Source organism: Rhizobium sp. X9, from assembly GCF_018873185.1.
GTDB lineage: Bacteria > Pseudomonadota > Alphaproteobacteria > Rhizobiales > Rhizobiaceae > Agrobacterium > Agrobacterium oryzihabitans.
The window spans coordinates 96148-110967 of record NZ_CP071312.1 but is presented as its reverse complement, the minus strand read 5'-3'; the positions used below and the strand labels follow the sequence as shown (position 1 = coordinate 110967).

The window sequence follows — 14820 nt, the reverse complement described above, 5'->3', positions numbered from 1 at the left end:
CCTTATTTCACGGCGCCAAAGGTGAGGCCACGCACGAGTTGTTTCTGCGAGAACCAGCCGATGACGAGAATGGGGGCGATCGCCATCATCGAGGCGGCCGAGAGCTTGGCCCAGAACAGCCCCTGCGGTGAGGAGAAGGAGGCGATGAAGGCCGTCAGCGGGGCTGCATTGGTGGTCGTCAGCCGGATGGTCCAGAAGGATTCGTTCCAGGCGAGGATGACGTTCAAAAGCAGCGTCGAGGCAATGCCCGGCACCGCCATCGGCGTCAGCACATGCACGATCTCGTTCCACAAGGATGCGCCATCCATGCGGGCAGCTTCGAGAATCTCGCCGGGGATTTCGCGGAAGTAGGTGTAAAGCATCCACACCACGATCGGCAGGTTGATGAAGGTGAGCATGACGGTGAGCCCGATGCGGGTATCGAGCAGGCCGGCATTGCGGAAGATCAGGTAGATCGGCACCAGCACGGCGACGGCCGGCATCATCTTGGTGGACAGCATCCACATCAAAATGTCCTTGGTGCGCTTGGTCGGCGAGAACGCCATGGCCCAGGCGGCGGGAATGGCAATGATCAGCGCGATGATCGTCGAGCCGAGCGACAGCACCACCGAGTTCATGAACGGCTTGAAGTAATCGCGCTGGGTCTGCACGGTGATGTAGTTTTCGAGCGTGCCCGAGGGAATGAGGCTGAAGCCGGCGATTGCCTCCGGTTCGGTCTTGAGCGAGGTGAGGAAGGCATAGAGGATCGGGAAGAACAGCAGGAGCGCCACGGCCCATGCCGCGATGGAAAAGCCGATCTTCGCACGTGTGGTTGTCTTGCGGGCCATGATTAGACCTCCCCTGAGGTAGCGGTAAAAGCACGGGGCCGTTTTGGTGTGGAGACGGAGGCATCCCCACCTCCCTCATCCCTGTGCTTGTCACAGGGATCCAGCCAGCCCAAGTCTTTGGGCTGAGAAAGAGTCTTCCCGCCGCGCCGACGCGCGTCGGCTGGATTCCTGTGACGAGCACAGGAATGAGGGGTGCTGGAGGATACGTTCGAAGATAAGATCATTGCCCGTGTCCTTCTTCTCAACGATCCAGGTTCTTGCCGACGGCGCGCATCAGGAAGATGGCGACGATATTGGCGAGCACGACGGCGATGATGCCGCCGGCCGATGCGCCGCCGACGTCGTAACCCAGAAGCGCCGTGCGATAGATGAGGAAGGCAAGGTTGGTCGAGGCATAACCGGGCCCGCCATTGGTGGTGACGAGGATTTCCGCGTAGACGCCGAGCAGGAAGATCGTCTGGATCAAAATGACGACGGTGATGGCGCGCGACAGATGCGGCAGCGTCAGGTAGATGAAACGGTTGACGAAATTGGCGCCATCCATCTCGGCCGCTTCCTTCTGCTCGCCATCGAGCGACTGCAGGGCGGTCAGCAGGATCAGCGTCGCGAACGGCAGCCATTGCCAGGCGACGATGATGATGATGGAGAGCAGCGGAAACTGCGCGAACCAGTCGACCGGCTGGAAACCGAAGAAGCGCGAGAGATCGGCGAGCACGCCGTAACCGGGATGCATGATCATGTTCTTCCACACCAAAGCTGCCACCGGCGGCATGACGAAGAAAGGCGAGATGATCATGATGCGCACGATGCCCTGGCCGAAAATGTCATTGTCGAGCAGGAGCGCAATGGCGATGCCGCCGATGACGGTGATCAACAGCACGCCGCCGACGATCAAAAGCGTGTTCCAGATCGACTGGAAGAAGGCCGGATCGGTGTAGAAATACTGGTAATTGAACAGGCCCGCAAAGCTGACATTGGCGGGGTTGAGGAGATTGTAGTTCTGGAACGAGAACCACAGCGTCATCGCCAGAGGCACGATCATCCACACCAGCAACAGCAGCACCGATGGCGCAAGCATCACCCGCGCAAGACCGCTCGTGTTTCGGGTTGCCATTGGTAGTTCCCTCCCTGACCATCCCCGCAACGTCTCCGCCGGGGCATCCTAATTCAACGATTGCCTCAGTGGCGCCCTTCGCCCGTCGCCGCATGGTAGGTCGCCAGCACCTGATCCACCGCCGCGACCAGAACCTCCTCCATATCCTTGCCCGCAACCGTGGCGAGCGGCAACTCGCCGAGATATTGGCGCAGCAGCGTTTCGGGAATTGTCTTCCCTTCAAGCGCCTTATGCAAGGCGGAAACGGCCGCGAGCGCCTCCGGCCTCGTCCAGTAATAGCGGATTCGATCACTGTAGCTGTAGTGACGCTGCAATCTGAGCGTGATGTCATCACCATGGTAATGACCCTGCCAGTCGCCGGGTGCGCCGAGCATCAGCTTTTCCATGGTCCGCGCCAGCGGCCGCTCGCCATAATCACCGACCATCTCGGATGCGATCATATCGAGAGCATAAAGCGCCTCTCGGTAAGCGAAAGTCAGGCCAGGACCGACTTTCAGGATCGGATATCCATCGCGCACCAGAGCGGCTAGCGCTGGTCTCGTCTGATAATCCGTCGAATGTGCCTCGAAGACCAGTTGCGGTTCGCCGTCCAACACCGCGCTGAGCGCCGTGGCTGCCTGCGGATCATAAGCAACGACATTGTCGCTGCCGAATTCCACGCCGGGCTGCACGACGAAGGCGATGACCCGTTCGAACGCATCGGAAAGATCGTGCTGCGCGAATATCTCGCGGTGAAGGTCGATGGTCTGGCGCGCCGCCTGCGGCTCCGTGGGTGCCACCGTGTCGAGCACGTGATCGGCGCCGCCCGGCACCGGCACTTCGGTGCCGAGAATGTAGAGCGGTTTCGGCAGGCCGGCATCGGTGGCGGCCTTTTCTGAGACGGCCGCGAGTTTCGCGGCGCGGTTGGCAATCGTCACGTCATCCAACGCCGCCGGCTCGCCGGCGCAGCCCATCGATGCATCCAGATGAATCTTGCGAAAACCCGCTGTTACATAGGCTTCGACCATGGTGGCGGCCTTTGTCAGCGCATCCTCGGCTTTCTCCCTGCGCCAGGGATTGGGGCCGAGATGATCGCCGCCGAAAATCAGCAGCTCTGAGGGCAGTCCTTCTTCCTGCGCAATGGCGTTGACGAAGGCAACGAAGTCGCGCGGGGTCATGCCGGTATAACCGCCGAGGTGATTGACCTGATTGCAGGTCGCCTCAATCAACACGGCTGTTTGACTGGCGGCGGCGCGGCGGATCGCGGCGCGCAGAACAACGGGGTGGGCGGAGCAGACCGACGTGATGCCCGCGGGCTTGCCGGCGCGGCGCGCGGCGGCGAGGTTTTCCAATATGCCGGTCATCGGGCTTCTCCGGAAGTTTGTGCGGCCAGGAAGGCGTCGAGTTCGGAAAGGCTGGCGGCGCCCTCCATCGGGCCGCGCCTGATAACGTTGTGCGCGCCTGATGCATTGGCATAAGTCAGTGCCTGCGCGGGATGCATGCCGAGGCGGCGGCAGGTGAGATAGGTTGCGCCGAAACAGTCGCCCGCACCGGTCGGATCGATTTCGGTGACCCTCAGCCCGGGGGCGTCGATGCGGCCATGGGCGCGGCTGAAGTGGCTTGCCCCGCCGGCACCGCGTTTCAGCACGATCTCGCCGATACCGGAGGCGAGGAGCTTTTCTATCGCTGCGTTCTCATCATCCAGACCGGAGGCTGCCTGAAGTTCTTCGCCGGAAGGCAGCAGAAGGTCGGTGACACCAAGGAGATCATCGATCAGCTTGCGGCCCTCATTGCCCTGCACCAGTTCCTTGCGGATGTTCGGATCGAAAGATACCGAGCCGCCGCGCGCCTTGACGCTTTTGATCGCCTCCAGAATGATCTCGCCGATACCGGCAATCGCAAATGCCGATCCCATGACGTGCACATGACCCGCCTGTTCGATGAGAGCCTTTGCTTCAACCGTCATGCGCGTTTCGCGCGCCGCCGAATGGGCGATATTGAAAACGAAGTCCCGCGCGCCGTTCTCCCTGTAGCGGACAAAAGCGCTGCCGGTCGGCCGGTCCTCTATGGTGGCGATGGCCGATATGTCGACGCCGTCGCGGCGCAGCCGTTCGATGTTGAGGCGGCCGAAATCGTCATCGCCGACCGCCGCGATGATGCCGGCGGTTCCGCCGCAGCGTGCCACCTGATCGATGAAGATGGCGGGTGCGCCGCTCGGGAAAGGGCCGATCAGCGATTGTGGCTCCAGAAAGCCGTCGCCCACCGTCGTCGCCATGATTTCCACGAGGATTTCACCCGCCGTAATCGTCGGGCCCTTCGCGTGCGGCGCCAGTGCGGATACCTGCCTCATCGTCTCCTCCATATGCATTCGGCTCCATCCATGCGGGGTGCAAACCCCGGCATCGCGGCTCTGTTGTTTTCCGGATAGCAGTTAAAATTTACGCGCGTCAAGATATTGTTTGGCAGAAATTTTGTTGCAACGCAGCAAGTGAAATCGGTATGGCAATAATTTTTAGTGCTATTATTGGCGTTAAAACAAACGATTAGGGTAATATGCCCGTATGTTCGCGCGTCATCGTTTATTTTTGGATGTTGACAAGTGGCGTGAGTTTGCGAGATAAAAATTTACGCATGTATTGTTGTGCGTGGACATCCGTAAAGGAGGAGCGGGTCTCATGAGCAAATTCATTGGAATTCTGTCGTCGTCTGTGGTTGGAGCGGGCCTTTTGGCCGGACTTGCACAGGCGGAAGAGATCAACATCGCCACCGTCAATAATGGCGACATGATCATCATGCAGAAGCTTTCCAGCGCCTGGGAGAAGGAAACAGGAAACAAGATCAACTGGATCGTGCTGGAAGAGAATGTTCTGCGCGAACGCGTCACCACCGATATCGCCACCAATGGCGGCCAGTTCGACATCATGACCATCGGCGGTTACGAAGCGCCGATCTGGGGCAAGCAGGGCTGGCTGGCGCCGGTTGATGATCTCGGCGACGATTACGATTACGCCGATCTGCTCGACCCGATCAAAAAGGGCCTGACGGTGGATGGCAAGCTTTATGCCGTGCCGTTTTATACCGAGAGCTCGTTCACCCTTTACCGCAAGGACCTGTTCGACGCTGCCGGCCTGAAAATGCCTGACAATCCGAGCTACGACCAGATCAAGGATTTCGCCGCCAAGCTGACAGACAAGTCGAAGCAGCAATATGGCATCTGCCTGCGCGGCAAGCCGGGCTGGGGCGAAAACATGGCTTTCCTCGGCACCATGATCAACACCTATGGCGGCCGCTGGTTTGACATGGACTGGAAGCCGCAGCTGACGAGCGAGCCGTGGAAAAAGGCGATCTCGGATTATGTGGCGCTGATGACGTCTTATGGCCCGCCCGGCGCGGCAGCCAACGGCTTCAACGAGAACCAGACGCTGTTTTCATCCGGCCGCTGCGCCATGTGGATCGACGCCACCTCGGCTGCGGGCCGGGTCTATGATCCCAAGCAGAGCCAGGTTGCGGACAAGACTGCTTTCACGCGCGCTCCGGTGGAGGCAACGCCGAACGGCTCCAGCTGGTCGTGGTCGTGGAACCTTGCAATCCCGAACACTTCCAAGAAGCTCGAAACCGCCAAGTCCTTCGTCAAATGGGCGACCTCGAAGGATTACGTGAAGACGGTTGGCGAAAGCGAAGGCTGGGTCGCGGTGCCGCCCGGCACGCGCAAATCCACCTATGACCTGCCGGAATACAAGAAGGCGGCGCCATTTGCGGATACGGTGCTGAAAGCCATCATGTCGGCTGACCCGTCCAAGCCGACCAAGGATCCGGTTCCCTATACCGGCGTGCAGTTCGTCGCCATTCCGGAATTCCAGTCCATCGGCACGATTGTCGGCCAGCAGATCGCGGCAGCCCTTTCCGGCCAGCAGACCGTCGATTCGGCACTCGAAGGCGCGCAGAAACAGGTCGAGCGTGACATGACCCGCGCGGGCTACATCAAGTAGCCGCGTCCTCCCGGCGTGCCGCCCGTTCGCCTTTTGGCGGCGGGCGGCATGGGTCGGTCTGGCGCACCCGCCGCCCTCATTCCTGTGACAAGCACACGAATGACGGGGTGTAGGGCGTGCTGTCACATCTAATCGTTACCCGGTGTTCCGTGTTCGCGGTTGCCGGAAAAATTGCATCTGACAACAAGCGAGCATGGCCAAGTACCCGCCATGCATCACGGAGAACGACATGAGATTGAAGAACAAGGTCGCGCTGATTACCGGCGCTGCCCGCGGCATCGGCCTTGGTTTCGCACAGGCTTTTGCTGATGAAGGCGCGAAGGTGATTATCGCCGATATCGATATTGCCCGCGCGACCGCCTCTGCCGCCGCTATCGGCCCTTCCGCCAAGGCCATCCGGCTGGATGTGACCGATCTGGCCGGGATCGATGCCGTGGTGAAGGCGGTGGATGAGGAATTCGGCGGCATCGATATTCTCGTCAACAATGCCGCGATCTTCGACATGGCGCCGATCAATGGCATTACCGAACAGAGTTATGAGCGGGTCTTCGACATCAATCTCAAGGGACCGCTTTTCATGATGAAGGCGGTTTCCAATGTGATGATTGAGCGGGCGCGCGGTGGCAAGATCATCAATATGGCGAGCCAGGCCGGCCGTCGCGGCGAGGCGCTCGTTACGCTTTATTGCGCCTCCAAGGCGGCGATCATTTCCGCCACGCAGTCGGCGGCGCTGGCGCTCGTCAAGCACGGCATCAATGTCAACGCCATTGCGCCGGGCGTGGTGGATGGCGAGCATTGGGAAGTGGTCGATGCGGAATTTGCCAAATGGGAAGGTCTGAAGCCGGGTGAGAAGAAGGCGGCAGTGGCGAAATCCGTGCCGATCGGCCGTTTTGCGACGCCTGACGACATCAAGGGGCTGGCGGTTTTCCTCGCCTCTTCAGATAGCGATTATATTCTCGCCCAGACATATAATGTCGACGGCGGCAACTGGATGAGCTGAAAAGCCGGAGATGACCATGCATGCCATTCAATTCGTCGAGAAGGGTCAGGCCGTTCTGGCGGAAGTTCGCGTTGCCGATCTGCCGCCGGGCCACGCGCTCGTGCGGGTCAAGGCTTCGGGGCTTTGCCACACCGATATCGATGTGCTCCACGCGCGTTACGGCGACGGTGCCTTTCCGGTCATTCCGGGCCATGAATATGCCGGTGAAGTCGCGGCCGTGGCCGCCGATGTGACGGGCATAAAGACAGGTGACCGGGTGGTGGTCGATCCCAATCTGCCCTGCGGCACCTGCCCGAGTTGCAGGAAGGGGTTGACCAATCTTTGCAGCACGCTGAAGGCCTATGGTGTTTCCCATAATGGCGGTTTTGCGGAATTCAGCGTCGTACACGCCGATCATCTGCACGGCATCGGCTCCATGCCCTATCATGTCGCCGCACTTGCCGAACCGCTCGCCTGCGTCGTCAACGGCATGCAGAGTGCGGGCATCGGCGAGAGCGGGCCGGTGCCAGACAACGCCCTTGTTTTCGGTGCCGGTCCCATCGGGCTGCTGCTTGCTTTGTCGCTGAAATCCCGGGGCATCGCGACGGTGACGATTGCCGATATCAATGAAAGCAGACTGGCCTTCGCCGAAGAACTCGGCCTTCAGGCAGCGGTTTCCGGGTCTGAAGCGCTGCTGCGGCAACAGAAGTCTTTCGATGTCGTCGCCGATGCGACTGGTATTGCACCCGTTGCGGAAGCGATGATCCCGCTGGTTGCCGATGGCGGCACCGCGCTGTTCTTCGGCGTTTGCGCGCCGGATGCCCGCATTTCGGTTGCGCCCTTCGAAATCTTCCGGCGGCAGCTGAAGCTTGTCGGCTCGCATTCGCTGAACCGCAACATACCGCAGGCGCTCGCCATTCTGGAAACGGATGGCGATATCATGGCGCGGCTGGTGTCGCACCGGCTGCCGCTTTCGGAGATGTTGCCGTTCTTTACGAAAAAGCCGTCCGATCCCGCCACGATGAAAGTGCAATTTGCAGCCGAATGATCGTTTGGCCGTTGATAACCGTATTCGACCGGCTTTTCGTGCGAAGGTCGGTCGATATAGAGTACCACATGTAATATTTCATGGGGGCAAGCACTTTGGCCAAATCTATCAGGACGATGGAAGAGTTCTCGGAATTCGTCGGCCTTTCCCGCCCGACCGTTTCGAAATACTTCAATGATCCGGCCTCGGTCCGCAAGAAGACGCGGGATGCCATCGAGGATGCGCTGAAGAAATCGGGCTTCCGGCCCAATATTTTCGCCGTCAACCTCAACCGCCGCCGCTCCAATATCATCGGCATCATCATTCCGAACTCGACCGACCCGTTCTACATGGCGTTGACGAGCCGTATCGAACTCATCGCCAACGAGGCTGGCTTTCTTGCCTTCGTGCTGTCGTCGGATGGCAAGGCGGAAATCGAAGACCGTGCCATCCGCACCTTCAAGTCGATGAATGTCGCAGGCGCGATCATCGCCCCGCTCGGCGTCAAATCCCACCGCGCCACGCTCGAACAGCTGGGGGCCAGCATTCCGATCGTTTATGTCGATTCGCCGCTCGATGAGACCTCGGCCTTTGTCGGCACCGATAACCGCCAGAGTGTCGGCCTGATGGTGGACTACCTCTGCCGCTCGGGCGAACCGCCCTGTTTCTTCGATATGCCGCAGGTCAACACCAACGCGGCGACGCGCCGCACCGCCTATGTTGAGGCCATGCAGCGCCTCGGTTTCGAACCGCATGTGCTCAACGTTCCCGATATCGTTACCTGGGATTTCGAGCGTTTCGCCTTTGACGAAGCTGGCCGGCTGCTGGACCGAAGGGAGCTTCTGCCGTCGCGCACCATCCTGTGCTCGAACGACCGTATCGCCTTCGGCGTCATTGCCGCCGCCTTTCAGAAGGGCATCAAGGTCGGCCATGGGGCGGATTACGACCTCAGGGTCGCCGGCCATGACGATCATCCACTGTCGCGTTATGCCTGCCCGCCAATTACCACGGTGGCGCAGAATTATAACGAGATCGGCAGGCTGTCGATCGAGCTTCTGTTGCAGAAGCTGAATGAAGAGGCGGATGACACGACGCGGATGCGGGAACGCATCCTTCTTAGTGCCGATCTGATGTTGCGCAAATCGGCCTGAAGGTTTGTTAGAAAAATTAAACAAAAAATCTGATTTTCTAAATAGAACTAATATTTGAACACTCCTACTCTGCTCCCAAGGTTGCTTTGGGAGGCGACCGCGAGAACCGGCGCAAAGGCGTGCCGGTATCCGGGAGGAACGCAGAAACGTCGTGTTGTCGGTGCCGCGAGGGGGAAGCCTTCGTAGCCTCGGTATCGCATGGCCTTCGCCGGGAAGCCTGGGTTCTCTCGCCAGCAATTTCCCCAGCGAAGGATGTCAAAACATGAACCTCTATTCTCTTCTGTCGCAGCGTGCAGCCGGTGGTAAGCCCGTGCGGGTCGGTCTCATCGGCGCTGGCAAGTTCGGCTCCATGGTGCTGGCGCAGGCGCAGCGCATTGCGGGTTTCCACATGGTCGCCGTCGCCGATCTCAACGTTGGCAAGGCAAGGGAATCGCTGGGCCGGGTCGGCTGGGCCAAGGAGCGTTATGACGCGACGAGCTGCGCTGATGCGCTGAAGAGCGGCAAGACCTATGTGACGGACGATGTGAACGAGCTTTTCGCCTGCGGCGAGATCGAATGCGTGATCGAGGCGACCGGCCATCCGCTTGCCGGCGCTCGCCATGCGCTTGGCGCCATCGACCACAACAAACATGTCGTCATGGTCAATGTCGAAGCCGACGTCATGGTCGGCCCGATCCTTGCCGAAAAGGCACGTGCCAAGGGCCTGATCTATTCCATGGCTTACGGCGACCAGCCGGCGCTGATCTGCGAACTGGTTGATTGGGCGCGCGCCACCGGCTTCGAGGTCGTTTCCGCCGGCAAGGGCATGAATTTCGAGCCACGCTATCGTTATTCGACGCCCGACACGGTCTGGAGCTATTTCGGCTGGACCGACGAAGAGGTGGCCAAGGGCGACTTCAATCCCAAAATGTACAATTCCTTCACCGACGGCACCAAGGCGGCCATCGAGATGGCGGCCGTCGCCAATGGCACGGGACTGGATTGCCCGGATGACGGTCTGGCCTTCCCGCCCGCCGGTCTGCACGATCTCGCCCGCGTCTTCCGCCCCGCTGCCGATGGCGGTCGCATGGCGCGCTCCGGTCTCGTGGACATTGCCGCAAGCCAGGAGCCGGATGGCCGCGAGGTGTTCAACAACATCCGCTACGGCGTTTTCGTCACCTTCAAGGCGCATAATGAATATGCCCGCGCCTGCTTCAAGCAATATGGCCTGCTGACCGATCCTTCAGGCTGGTACGCTTCCATGTGGCGTCCGTTCCACATCATCGGTCTTGAAACATCGATCAGCGTGCTCTCCGCCGTCCTGCGCAACGAAGCGACCGGTTGCTCAAAGGAATTTCGCGGCGATGCCGTCGCCACGGCGAAGAAGGATATGCAGCCCGGCGAGATGCTGGATGGTGAGGGCGGTTACGCGGTGTGGGCCAATGCGATCCCGGCCACCCGCAGCCTCGACATCAAGGCGCTGCCGATCGGCCTTGCCCATAACGTCAAGCTGAAGCGCGCCATCAAAAAGGATCAGATCGTCAGTTTCGACGATGTGGAACTGGTGAGTGATCTGGATGTGGTGAAGCTTCGCCAAGATATGGAAAACCAGTTCCGCCCGCAAAAAGACGCTGCGGCGTGATGGGCGGAGAACGGGACATGTCGAATGGAGCTTTCGTGGTGATCGCGGAATTCCGCGTCAAACCTGACGCGATGGATGCCTTTCTGGACGCGGCGCGCGATGATGCCACCCATTCGGTTCAGGACGAACCGGGTTGCCGGCAATTCGACGTTGTGCGGCCGGAAGCTGGAAACAACGTGGTGTTCTACGAGGTCTATGACAGCCGTGAGGCTTTCGACGACCATCTGAAAACACCGCATCTCGACCGGTTTCGCGAGGCGTTTCCCGCCCTCATCGAAGAAGAATTGCCGGTGCGTTTCCTGAACCGGCAATGGCTTTGAAGGATGGAGAAAATGCAGGACATCCGCGAGATCGCCGTCATCGGCACCGGCATCATGGGCGCACCCATGGCAACGCGTCTGGCTGAGGCCGGTTTCTCGGTCAAGGCCTGGAACCGTAGTGCTGAAAAAGCCGCTATTCTGGCGGAAAATGGCGTGAAGCCGGCGGCGACAGCCGCCGACGCCGTGGCGAAGGCGGATGTCGTGCTCTGCATGCTGAGTTCCGGCCCGGTTTGCAACGAGGTTCTGCTCGGTGCTTCAGGTGCCATGTCAGCAATGAAACCCGGTGCGGTTCTTCTGGTGATGAGTTCCATTCCCGTCGATGACGCGGTGGAACAGGCGGAGGCGGCCAGGGCTTGCGCTATCAGATATGTCGATGCCCCGGTTTCCGGCGGTGAAAAGGGAGCGATCGAAGGAACGCTCGCGATCATGGCCGGAGGAGAACAGGCGGATGTGGAGGCGTTGAGGCCGCTATTCGATTGCCTTGGCCGCGTCACCCATGTCGGTCCGGTGGGCTGCGGCTCGCTGGCCAAGCTCGCCAACCAGCTGATCGTGGCTTCCACGATCTGCGCTGTCGCGGAGGCCCTTACGCTTGTCGAAGAGGGCGGCGCCGACCCGGCGCAGGTAAGGCAGGCTTTACTTGGCGGCTTCGCCGATTCCACCGTTTTCCGCCAGCACGGGAAACGCATGGTGGAGGGCGATTTCCGCCCCGGCGGGCCGGCAAAATATCAGCTGAAGGATACATCCACGGCGCTGGCCTTTGCCAAAAGCCGTGGCCTGAAACTACCGGTCGGCGAGGAGGTTGACCGGCTGTTCCGTTCCATGGTCGAGCATGGTGCGGGCGAGCTTGATCACAGCGGTGTGATCCTTGAAATTAAGCGCATGAATGCGTTCGGAGGAACGCTCGAAACTGTTTAGAGACAACAAAGGGAGGAACACATGAAAATTTCAAAACTTTACGGGCTGGCTCTCGCCGCCACCATGCTGGTTGCATCGATCGCTCAGGCGGAAACGCTCACACTTTCTACGCCGGATCCGGACAATTCCGAAATTACGCTCGCGGCCAACAAGTTCGCCGAGCTGGTGTCCGCCAAGACAAATGGCGAAGTCACCGTCAAGGTCTTCCCGAACGGCTCGCTTTACGGCGGTGATCCATCGGGCGCCGTGAAGCAATTGGCAGGCGGTTCGCTCGACATGCTGCTGCTTGCCACATCGCTCTATGCGAATTTTGATCCGCGTTTTTCGGCGATTTCAATTCCTTATCTTTTTGACGATGAAGAACAGCTTCGCACCTATCTGGAAGGTGAGCAGGGCAAGGAGCTGATCGCCGGACTGGAAAAGATCGGCATCAAGGCGGTGGATCTGTGGCCGCGCCCTTTCCGCCAGATGACCAATTCCAAGCGCCCGATAACCTCGCCGGATGATCTCAAGGGTTTGAAGTTCCGCGTTCCCAACAATCCGCTCTGGGTGGAATTCTTCAAGAAGATGGGTGCCGCACCGACGCCGCTCGCCTTTGCCGAGGTTTATAACGCGCTGCAGCTGAAGGTCGTCGACGGGCAGGAAAACCCCATCAACGTCCCATTGTCCGCGAAATTCTACGAGGTCCAGAAATACGTCTCGATCACCAACCATATGGGTGACGGCTGGGTTCTGGGCATCAGCCCCGCGAAGTTCAACGCCCTGAGCGATGCACACAAGGCGGCCGTCGAGGAGGCGGCGAAAGAAGCGGAAGTGTGGAAGGTGCAAAACGACGCCTCGAGCGCCGAAGCGACGATCGCCGAACTGCAGAAACACGGAATGGAGATCAATCGCCTGACGCCGGAGCAACAGAAGGCGTTCGTGGAAGTCTCAAAGGGCCTCTATCCCGTCTTTGCCGGGCTGGTGAAGGATCAGGCTTTCTTTGACAAGACCATTGCCGCCGTCGGCAAGAAGTAAGGCCATCAGGTCTTCCGGGCCGGCGCGCAGCCGGTCCGGTTGGGAGGACAGGTTTATGGACGAAACGTCATCATTTTTCGGCAGGGTCATCAGATTGGCGACCGACGTGCTGGCCGGTCTGGCCGCTATCGGGGTTCTGGCCGTCGTGCTTTTGCAGGTGTCGACCCGAATGTGGGGCACTCCGGTCTCCTGGACGGAGGAAGCGACACGGTATCTTTTCATATGGATGGTGTTCCTGGGCGTGGCGGGCAGCTTCCGCACCGCCGACATGGCGCGGGTAACGGTGTTCATCGCGCTGATGCCGGCCTGTGTGCGGCGTCTCGCGCTGCCCATCTACGTCGTGTCGTCGGTCGTCTTTTTCGGCCTGATGATCTGGACGGGCTGGACGCTGGTGCGCCAGCAATATGTGATGAATGAAGCCGCCGCGACGCTTGCCACGCCGATGTGGATGATCGGCATCATCATTCCGCTCAGCGCGGCTCTCGGCATTGCCGCCATCGTGGAATCCCTGCGCCAGCATCGCGACCGCATCGAACTGCCGGAAGGCCTGCAGCCTCTCGCCGATGCCGATCTGGTCGTTGGAAATATGGAGAAACGGCCATGAGCCTGACGCTGCTTGGACTTTTCCTTCTCATGAGCGCCTTCGGCGTTCCGCTTGCCGTTGCACTTGGTCTCGCCAGCCTGGCATCCATCGCGCTTTATACGTCGATGCCGATGGACCTTCTGGCCCAAACCATGTTTTCGGGCATGAACTCCTTCCTTCTGGTTGCGGTGCCGCTTTTCATTCTTGTCGGCGTCCTGATGGAACGGGGCAAGGTCGCCGAACGGCTGTTCGACTTTGCCGAGGCGATTGTCGGCTGGCTTCCAGGCGGTCTCGGCCACGTAAACGTCGCCTCGTCGGTGATTTTCGGCGGTGTTTCCGGTTCGTCCGTCGCAGACATCGCCTCCATCGGGGCAATCGAGATCAAGGCCATGGAGCGTCATGGTTTCCCGAAGGGATACGCCGTTGGACTGACGCTTTGCACATCCACGCTTTCTTCCATCATCCCGCCGTCGATCCTCATCGTCATCGCCGGTTCCGTTGCCAATGCCTCCATCGGAACCCTGCTCGTGGCGGGGCTGGTGCCGGGATTGTTTCTCGCCTTCGTATTCATGGTCTTCAATCACATCTACGCGGTGCGCAACGGCTTCAACCCGCCGACGCCTTTTAATGTTCGTCGTGTCGTGACGACGGGCCTTGCGGCCATTCTGCCGATGCTGACGCCCGTCATCCTGCTGATCGGCATTGTCGACGGATATTTCACGCCAACAGAAGCAGCTGGCATTGCCGTTGTCTACACGCTGTTTCTGTCGGTGATACTTTACCGGACGATCCCGTTTTCGGCGCTGCTCGGCATTTTCATGGAAACGGCACGGACATCTGGCTCGATCCTCTTTATAGCGGCAACGGCGAAACTGGCTGCCTGGGTCTTCACCTTCGATGGCTTGCCGGCGCAGGTCGCAGTCTTCCTTGGCCACATCAGTACCGGGCCTACGATGGCAATGGTTCTGATATTCTTCTTCCTCATTGTCGTCGGCATGTTCATGGATGCGATTGCAGCGATGTTCATTCTCATCCCGGTGCTTATGCCGCCGGCCGTATCGCTCGGGGTCGATCCGATACATTTCCTGATCGTCATGGTCATTACCCTGACGCTCGGGCTGGTCACACCCCCGGTTGGCGTGTGCCTGTTCGCGGTCGCGCAGGTGGCGAAAATGTCAATCGAGGATGTGATCAAGGGCTCGCTCGCGCCCATGTCCATTCTGGTCGCCGCGATCTTCGCTCTGGTGCTCTTCCCGGATCTGACGCTTGCTCCTATCCGGCTCATGGGCCTCTATTGA

At 59.8% G+C, this 14820-nt stretch carries 14 protein-coding genes; 10 read left to right on the top strand and 4 right to left on the bottom strand.

The genetic code is table 11. The features are described from left to right. Positions 1–2: 2 nt before the first annotated feature. The 4 genes from JZY08_RS15665 to JZY08_RS15650 form a co-directional block, all read right to left on the bottom strand. The gene (locus JZY08_RS15665; RefSeq protein WP_129565653.1) at positions 3–827 is read right to left on the bottom strand and encodes a carbohydrate ABC transporter permease; all 825 of its coding nucleotides are present in this window, start codon (positions 825–827) and stop codon (positions 3–5) included. A 241-nt stretch (positions 828–1068) separates the two neighbouring features. Beyond that, complete coding sequence (locus tag JZY08_RS15660) at positions 1069–1941, bottom strand: carbohydrate ABC transporter permease (RefSeq protein ID WP_135855660.1); 873 nt, start codon at positions 1939–1941, stop codon at positions 1069–1071. A gap of 65 nt (positions 1942–2006) precedes the next feature. After that, a complete protein-coding gene (locus JZY08_RS15655) occupies positions 2007–3284 on the bottom strand; it encodes a D-tagatose-bisphosphate aldolase, class II, non-catalytic subunit (protein ID WP_216332385.1) in 1278 nt (425 codons plus the stop codon). Then, the gene (locus JZY08_RS15650; RefSeq protein WP_216332384.1) at positions 3281–4288 is read right to left on the bottom strand and encodes a sugar kinase; all 1008 of its coding nucleotides are present in this window, start codon (positions 4286–4288) and stop codon (positions 3281–3283) included. Before JZY08_RS15650 ends, JZY08_RS15655 begins: the two co-directional genes overlap by 4 nt. A gap of 307 nt (positions 4289–4595) precedes the next feature. Between JZY08_RS15650 and JZY08_RS15645 the strand changes: the two genes are divergently transcribed. The 10 genes from JZY08_RS15645 (at position 4596) to JZY08_RS15600 (ending at position 14820) form a co-directional block, all read left to right on the top strand. Then, a complete protein-coding gene (locus JZY08_RS15645) occupies positions 4596–5909 on the top strand; it encodes a sugar ABC transporter substrate-binding protein (RefSeq protein ID WP_082185879.1) in 1314 nt (437 codons plus the stop codon). 229 nt (positions 5910–6138) lie between these two features. Beyond that, entirely contained in the window at positions 6139–6909 is a 771-nt protein-coding gene (locus tag JZY08_RS15640; RefSeq protein ID WP_216332383.1) for a galactitol 2-dehydrogenase, read from the top strand. 16 nt (positions 6910–6925) lie between these two features. After that, on the top strand, positions 6926–7936 hold the full coding sequence (locus JZY08_RS15635; protein ID WP_216332382.1) for a D-altritol 5-dehydrogenase: 1011 nt from the start codon (positions 6926–6928) through the stop codon (positions 7934–7936). 116 nt (positions 7937–8052) lie between these two features. After that, positions 8053–9066, top strand: a complete 1014-nt coding sequence (locus tag JZY08_RS15630) for a LacI family DNA-binding transcriptional regulator (protein ID WP_003499958.1) — start codon at positions 8053–8055, stop codon at positions 9064–9066. A gap of 262 nt (positions 9067–9328) precedes the next feature. After that, positions 9329–10687 (top strand): NAD(P)H-dependent oxidoreductase, encoded by a 1359-nt coding sequence (locus JZY08_RS15625; RefSeq protein WP_167373937.1) that lies wholly within the window; start codon positions 9329–9331, stop codon positions 10685–10687. A 17-nt stretch (positions 10688–10704) separates the two neighbouring features. Continuing rightward, a complete protein-coding gene (locus tag JZY08_RS15620; RefSeq protein ID WP_003499956.1) occupies positions 10705–11007 on the top strand; it encodes a putative quinol monooxygenase in 303 nt (100 codons plus the stop codon). A gap of 12 nt (positions 11008–11019) precedes the next feature. Further along, on the top strand, positions 11020–11922 hold the full coding sequence (locus JZY08_RS15615) for an NAD(P)-dependent oxidoreductase (RefSeq protein WP_082185881.1): 903 nt from the start codon (positions 11020–11022) through the stop codon (positions 11920–11922). Positions 11923–11943: 21 nt separating this feature from the next. Then, complete coding sequence (locus JZY08_RS15610; protein ID WP_046800386.1) at positions 11944–12939, top strand: DctP family TRAP transporter solute-binding subunit; 996 nt, start codon at positions 11944–11946, stop codon at positions 12937–12939. Positions 12940–12994: 55 nt separating this feature from the next. Then, a complete protein-coding gene (locus JZY08_RS15605; protein ID WP_052820014.1) occupies positions 12995–13543 on the top strand; it encodes a TRAP transporter small permease in 549 nt (182 codons plus the stop codon). Continuing rightward, positions 13540–14820 (top strand): TRAP transporter large permease, encoded by a 1281-nt coding sequence (locus JZY08_RS15600; protein WP_003499948.1) that lies wholly within the window; start codon positions 13540–13542, stop codon positions 14818–14820. Before JZY08_RS15605 ends, JZY08_RS15600 begins: the two co-directional genes overlap by 4 nt.

What these genes read in the sequence shown, in the direction of transcription:
- JZY08_RS15610 (WP_046800386.1), top strand. Translation starts at nt 11,944, where the DNA reads ATGAAAATTTCAAAACTTTACGGGCTGGCTCTCGCCGCCACCATGCTG.
- JZY08_RS15620 (WP_003499956.1), top strand. Translation starts at nt 10,705, where the DNA reads ATGTCGAATGGAGCTTTCGTGGTGATCGCGGAATTCCGCGTCAAACCT.
- JZY08_RS15660 (WP_135855660.1), bottom strand. Translation starts at nt 1,941, where the DNA reads ATGGCAACCCGAAACACGAGCGGTCTTGCGCGGGTGATGCTTGCGCCA.
- JZY08_RS15665 (WP_129565653.1), bottom strand. Translation starts at nt 827, where the DNA reads ATGGCCCGCAAGACAACCACACGTGCGAAGATCGGCTTTTCCATCGCG.
- JZY08_RS15640 (WP_216332383.1), top strand. Translation starts at nt 6,139, where the DNA reads ATGAGATTGAAGAACAAGGTCGCGCTGATTACCGGCGCTGCCCGCGGC.
- JZY08_RS15645 (WP_082185879.1), top strand. Translation starts at nt 4,596, where the DNA reads ATGAGCAAATTCATTGGAATTCTGTCGTCGTCTGTGGTTGGAGCGGGC.
- JZY08_RS15650 (WP_216332384.1), bottom strand. Translation starts at nt 4,288, where the DNA reads ATGCATATGGAGGAGACGATGAGGCAGGTATCCGCACTGGCGCCGCAC.
- JZY08_RS15625 (WP_167373937.1), top strand. Translation starts at nt 9,329, where the DNA reads ATGAACCTCTATTCTCTTCTGTCGCAGCGTGCAGCCGGTGGTAAGCCC.
- JZY08_RS15655 (WP_216332385.1), bottom strand. Translation starts at nt 3,284, where the DNA reads ATGACCGGCATATTGGAAAACCTCGCCGCCGCGCGCCGCGCCGGCAAG.
- JZY08_RS15600 (WP_003499948.1), top strand. Translation starts at nt 13,540, where the DNA reads ATGAGCCTGACGCTGCTTGGACTTTTCCTTCTCATGAGCGCCTTCGGC.
- JZY08_RS15615 (WP_082185881.1), top strand. Translation starts at nt 11,020, where the DNA reads ATGCAGGACATCCGCGAGATCGCCGTCATCGGCACCGGCATCATGGGC.
- JZY08_RS15630 (WP_003499958.1), top strand. Translation starts at nt 8,053, where the DNA reads ATGGAAGAGTTCTCGGAATTCGTCGGCCTTTCCCGCCCGACCGTTTCG.
- JZY08_RS15635 (WP_216332382.1), top strand. Translation starts at nt 6,926, where the DNA reads ATGCATGCCATTCAATTCGTCGAGAAGGGTCAGGCCGTTCTGGCGGAA.
- JZY08_RS15605 (WP_052820014.1), top strand. Translation starts at nt 12,995, where the DNA reads ATGGACGAAACGTCATCATTTTTCGGCAGGGTCATCAGATTGGCGACC.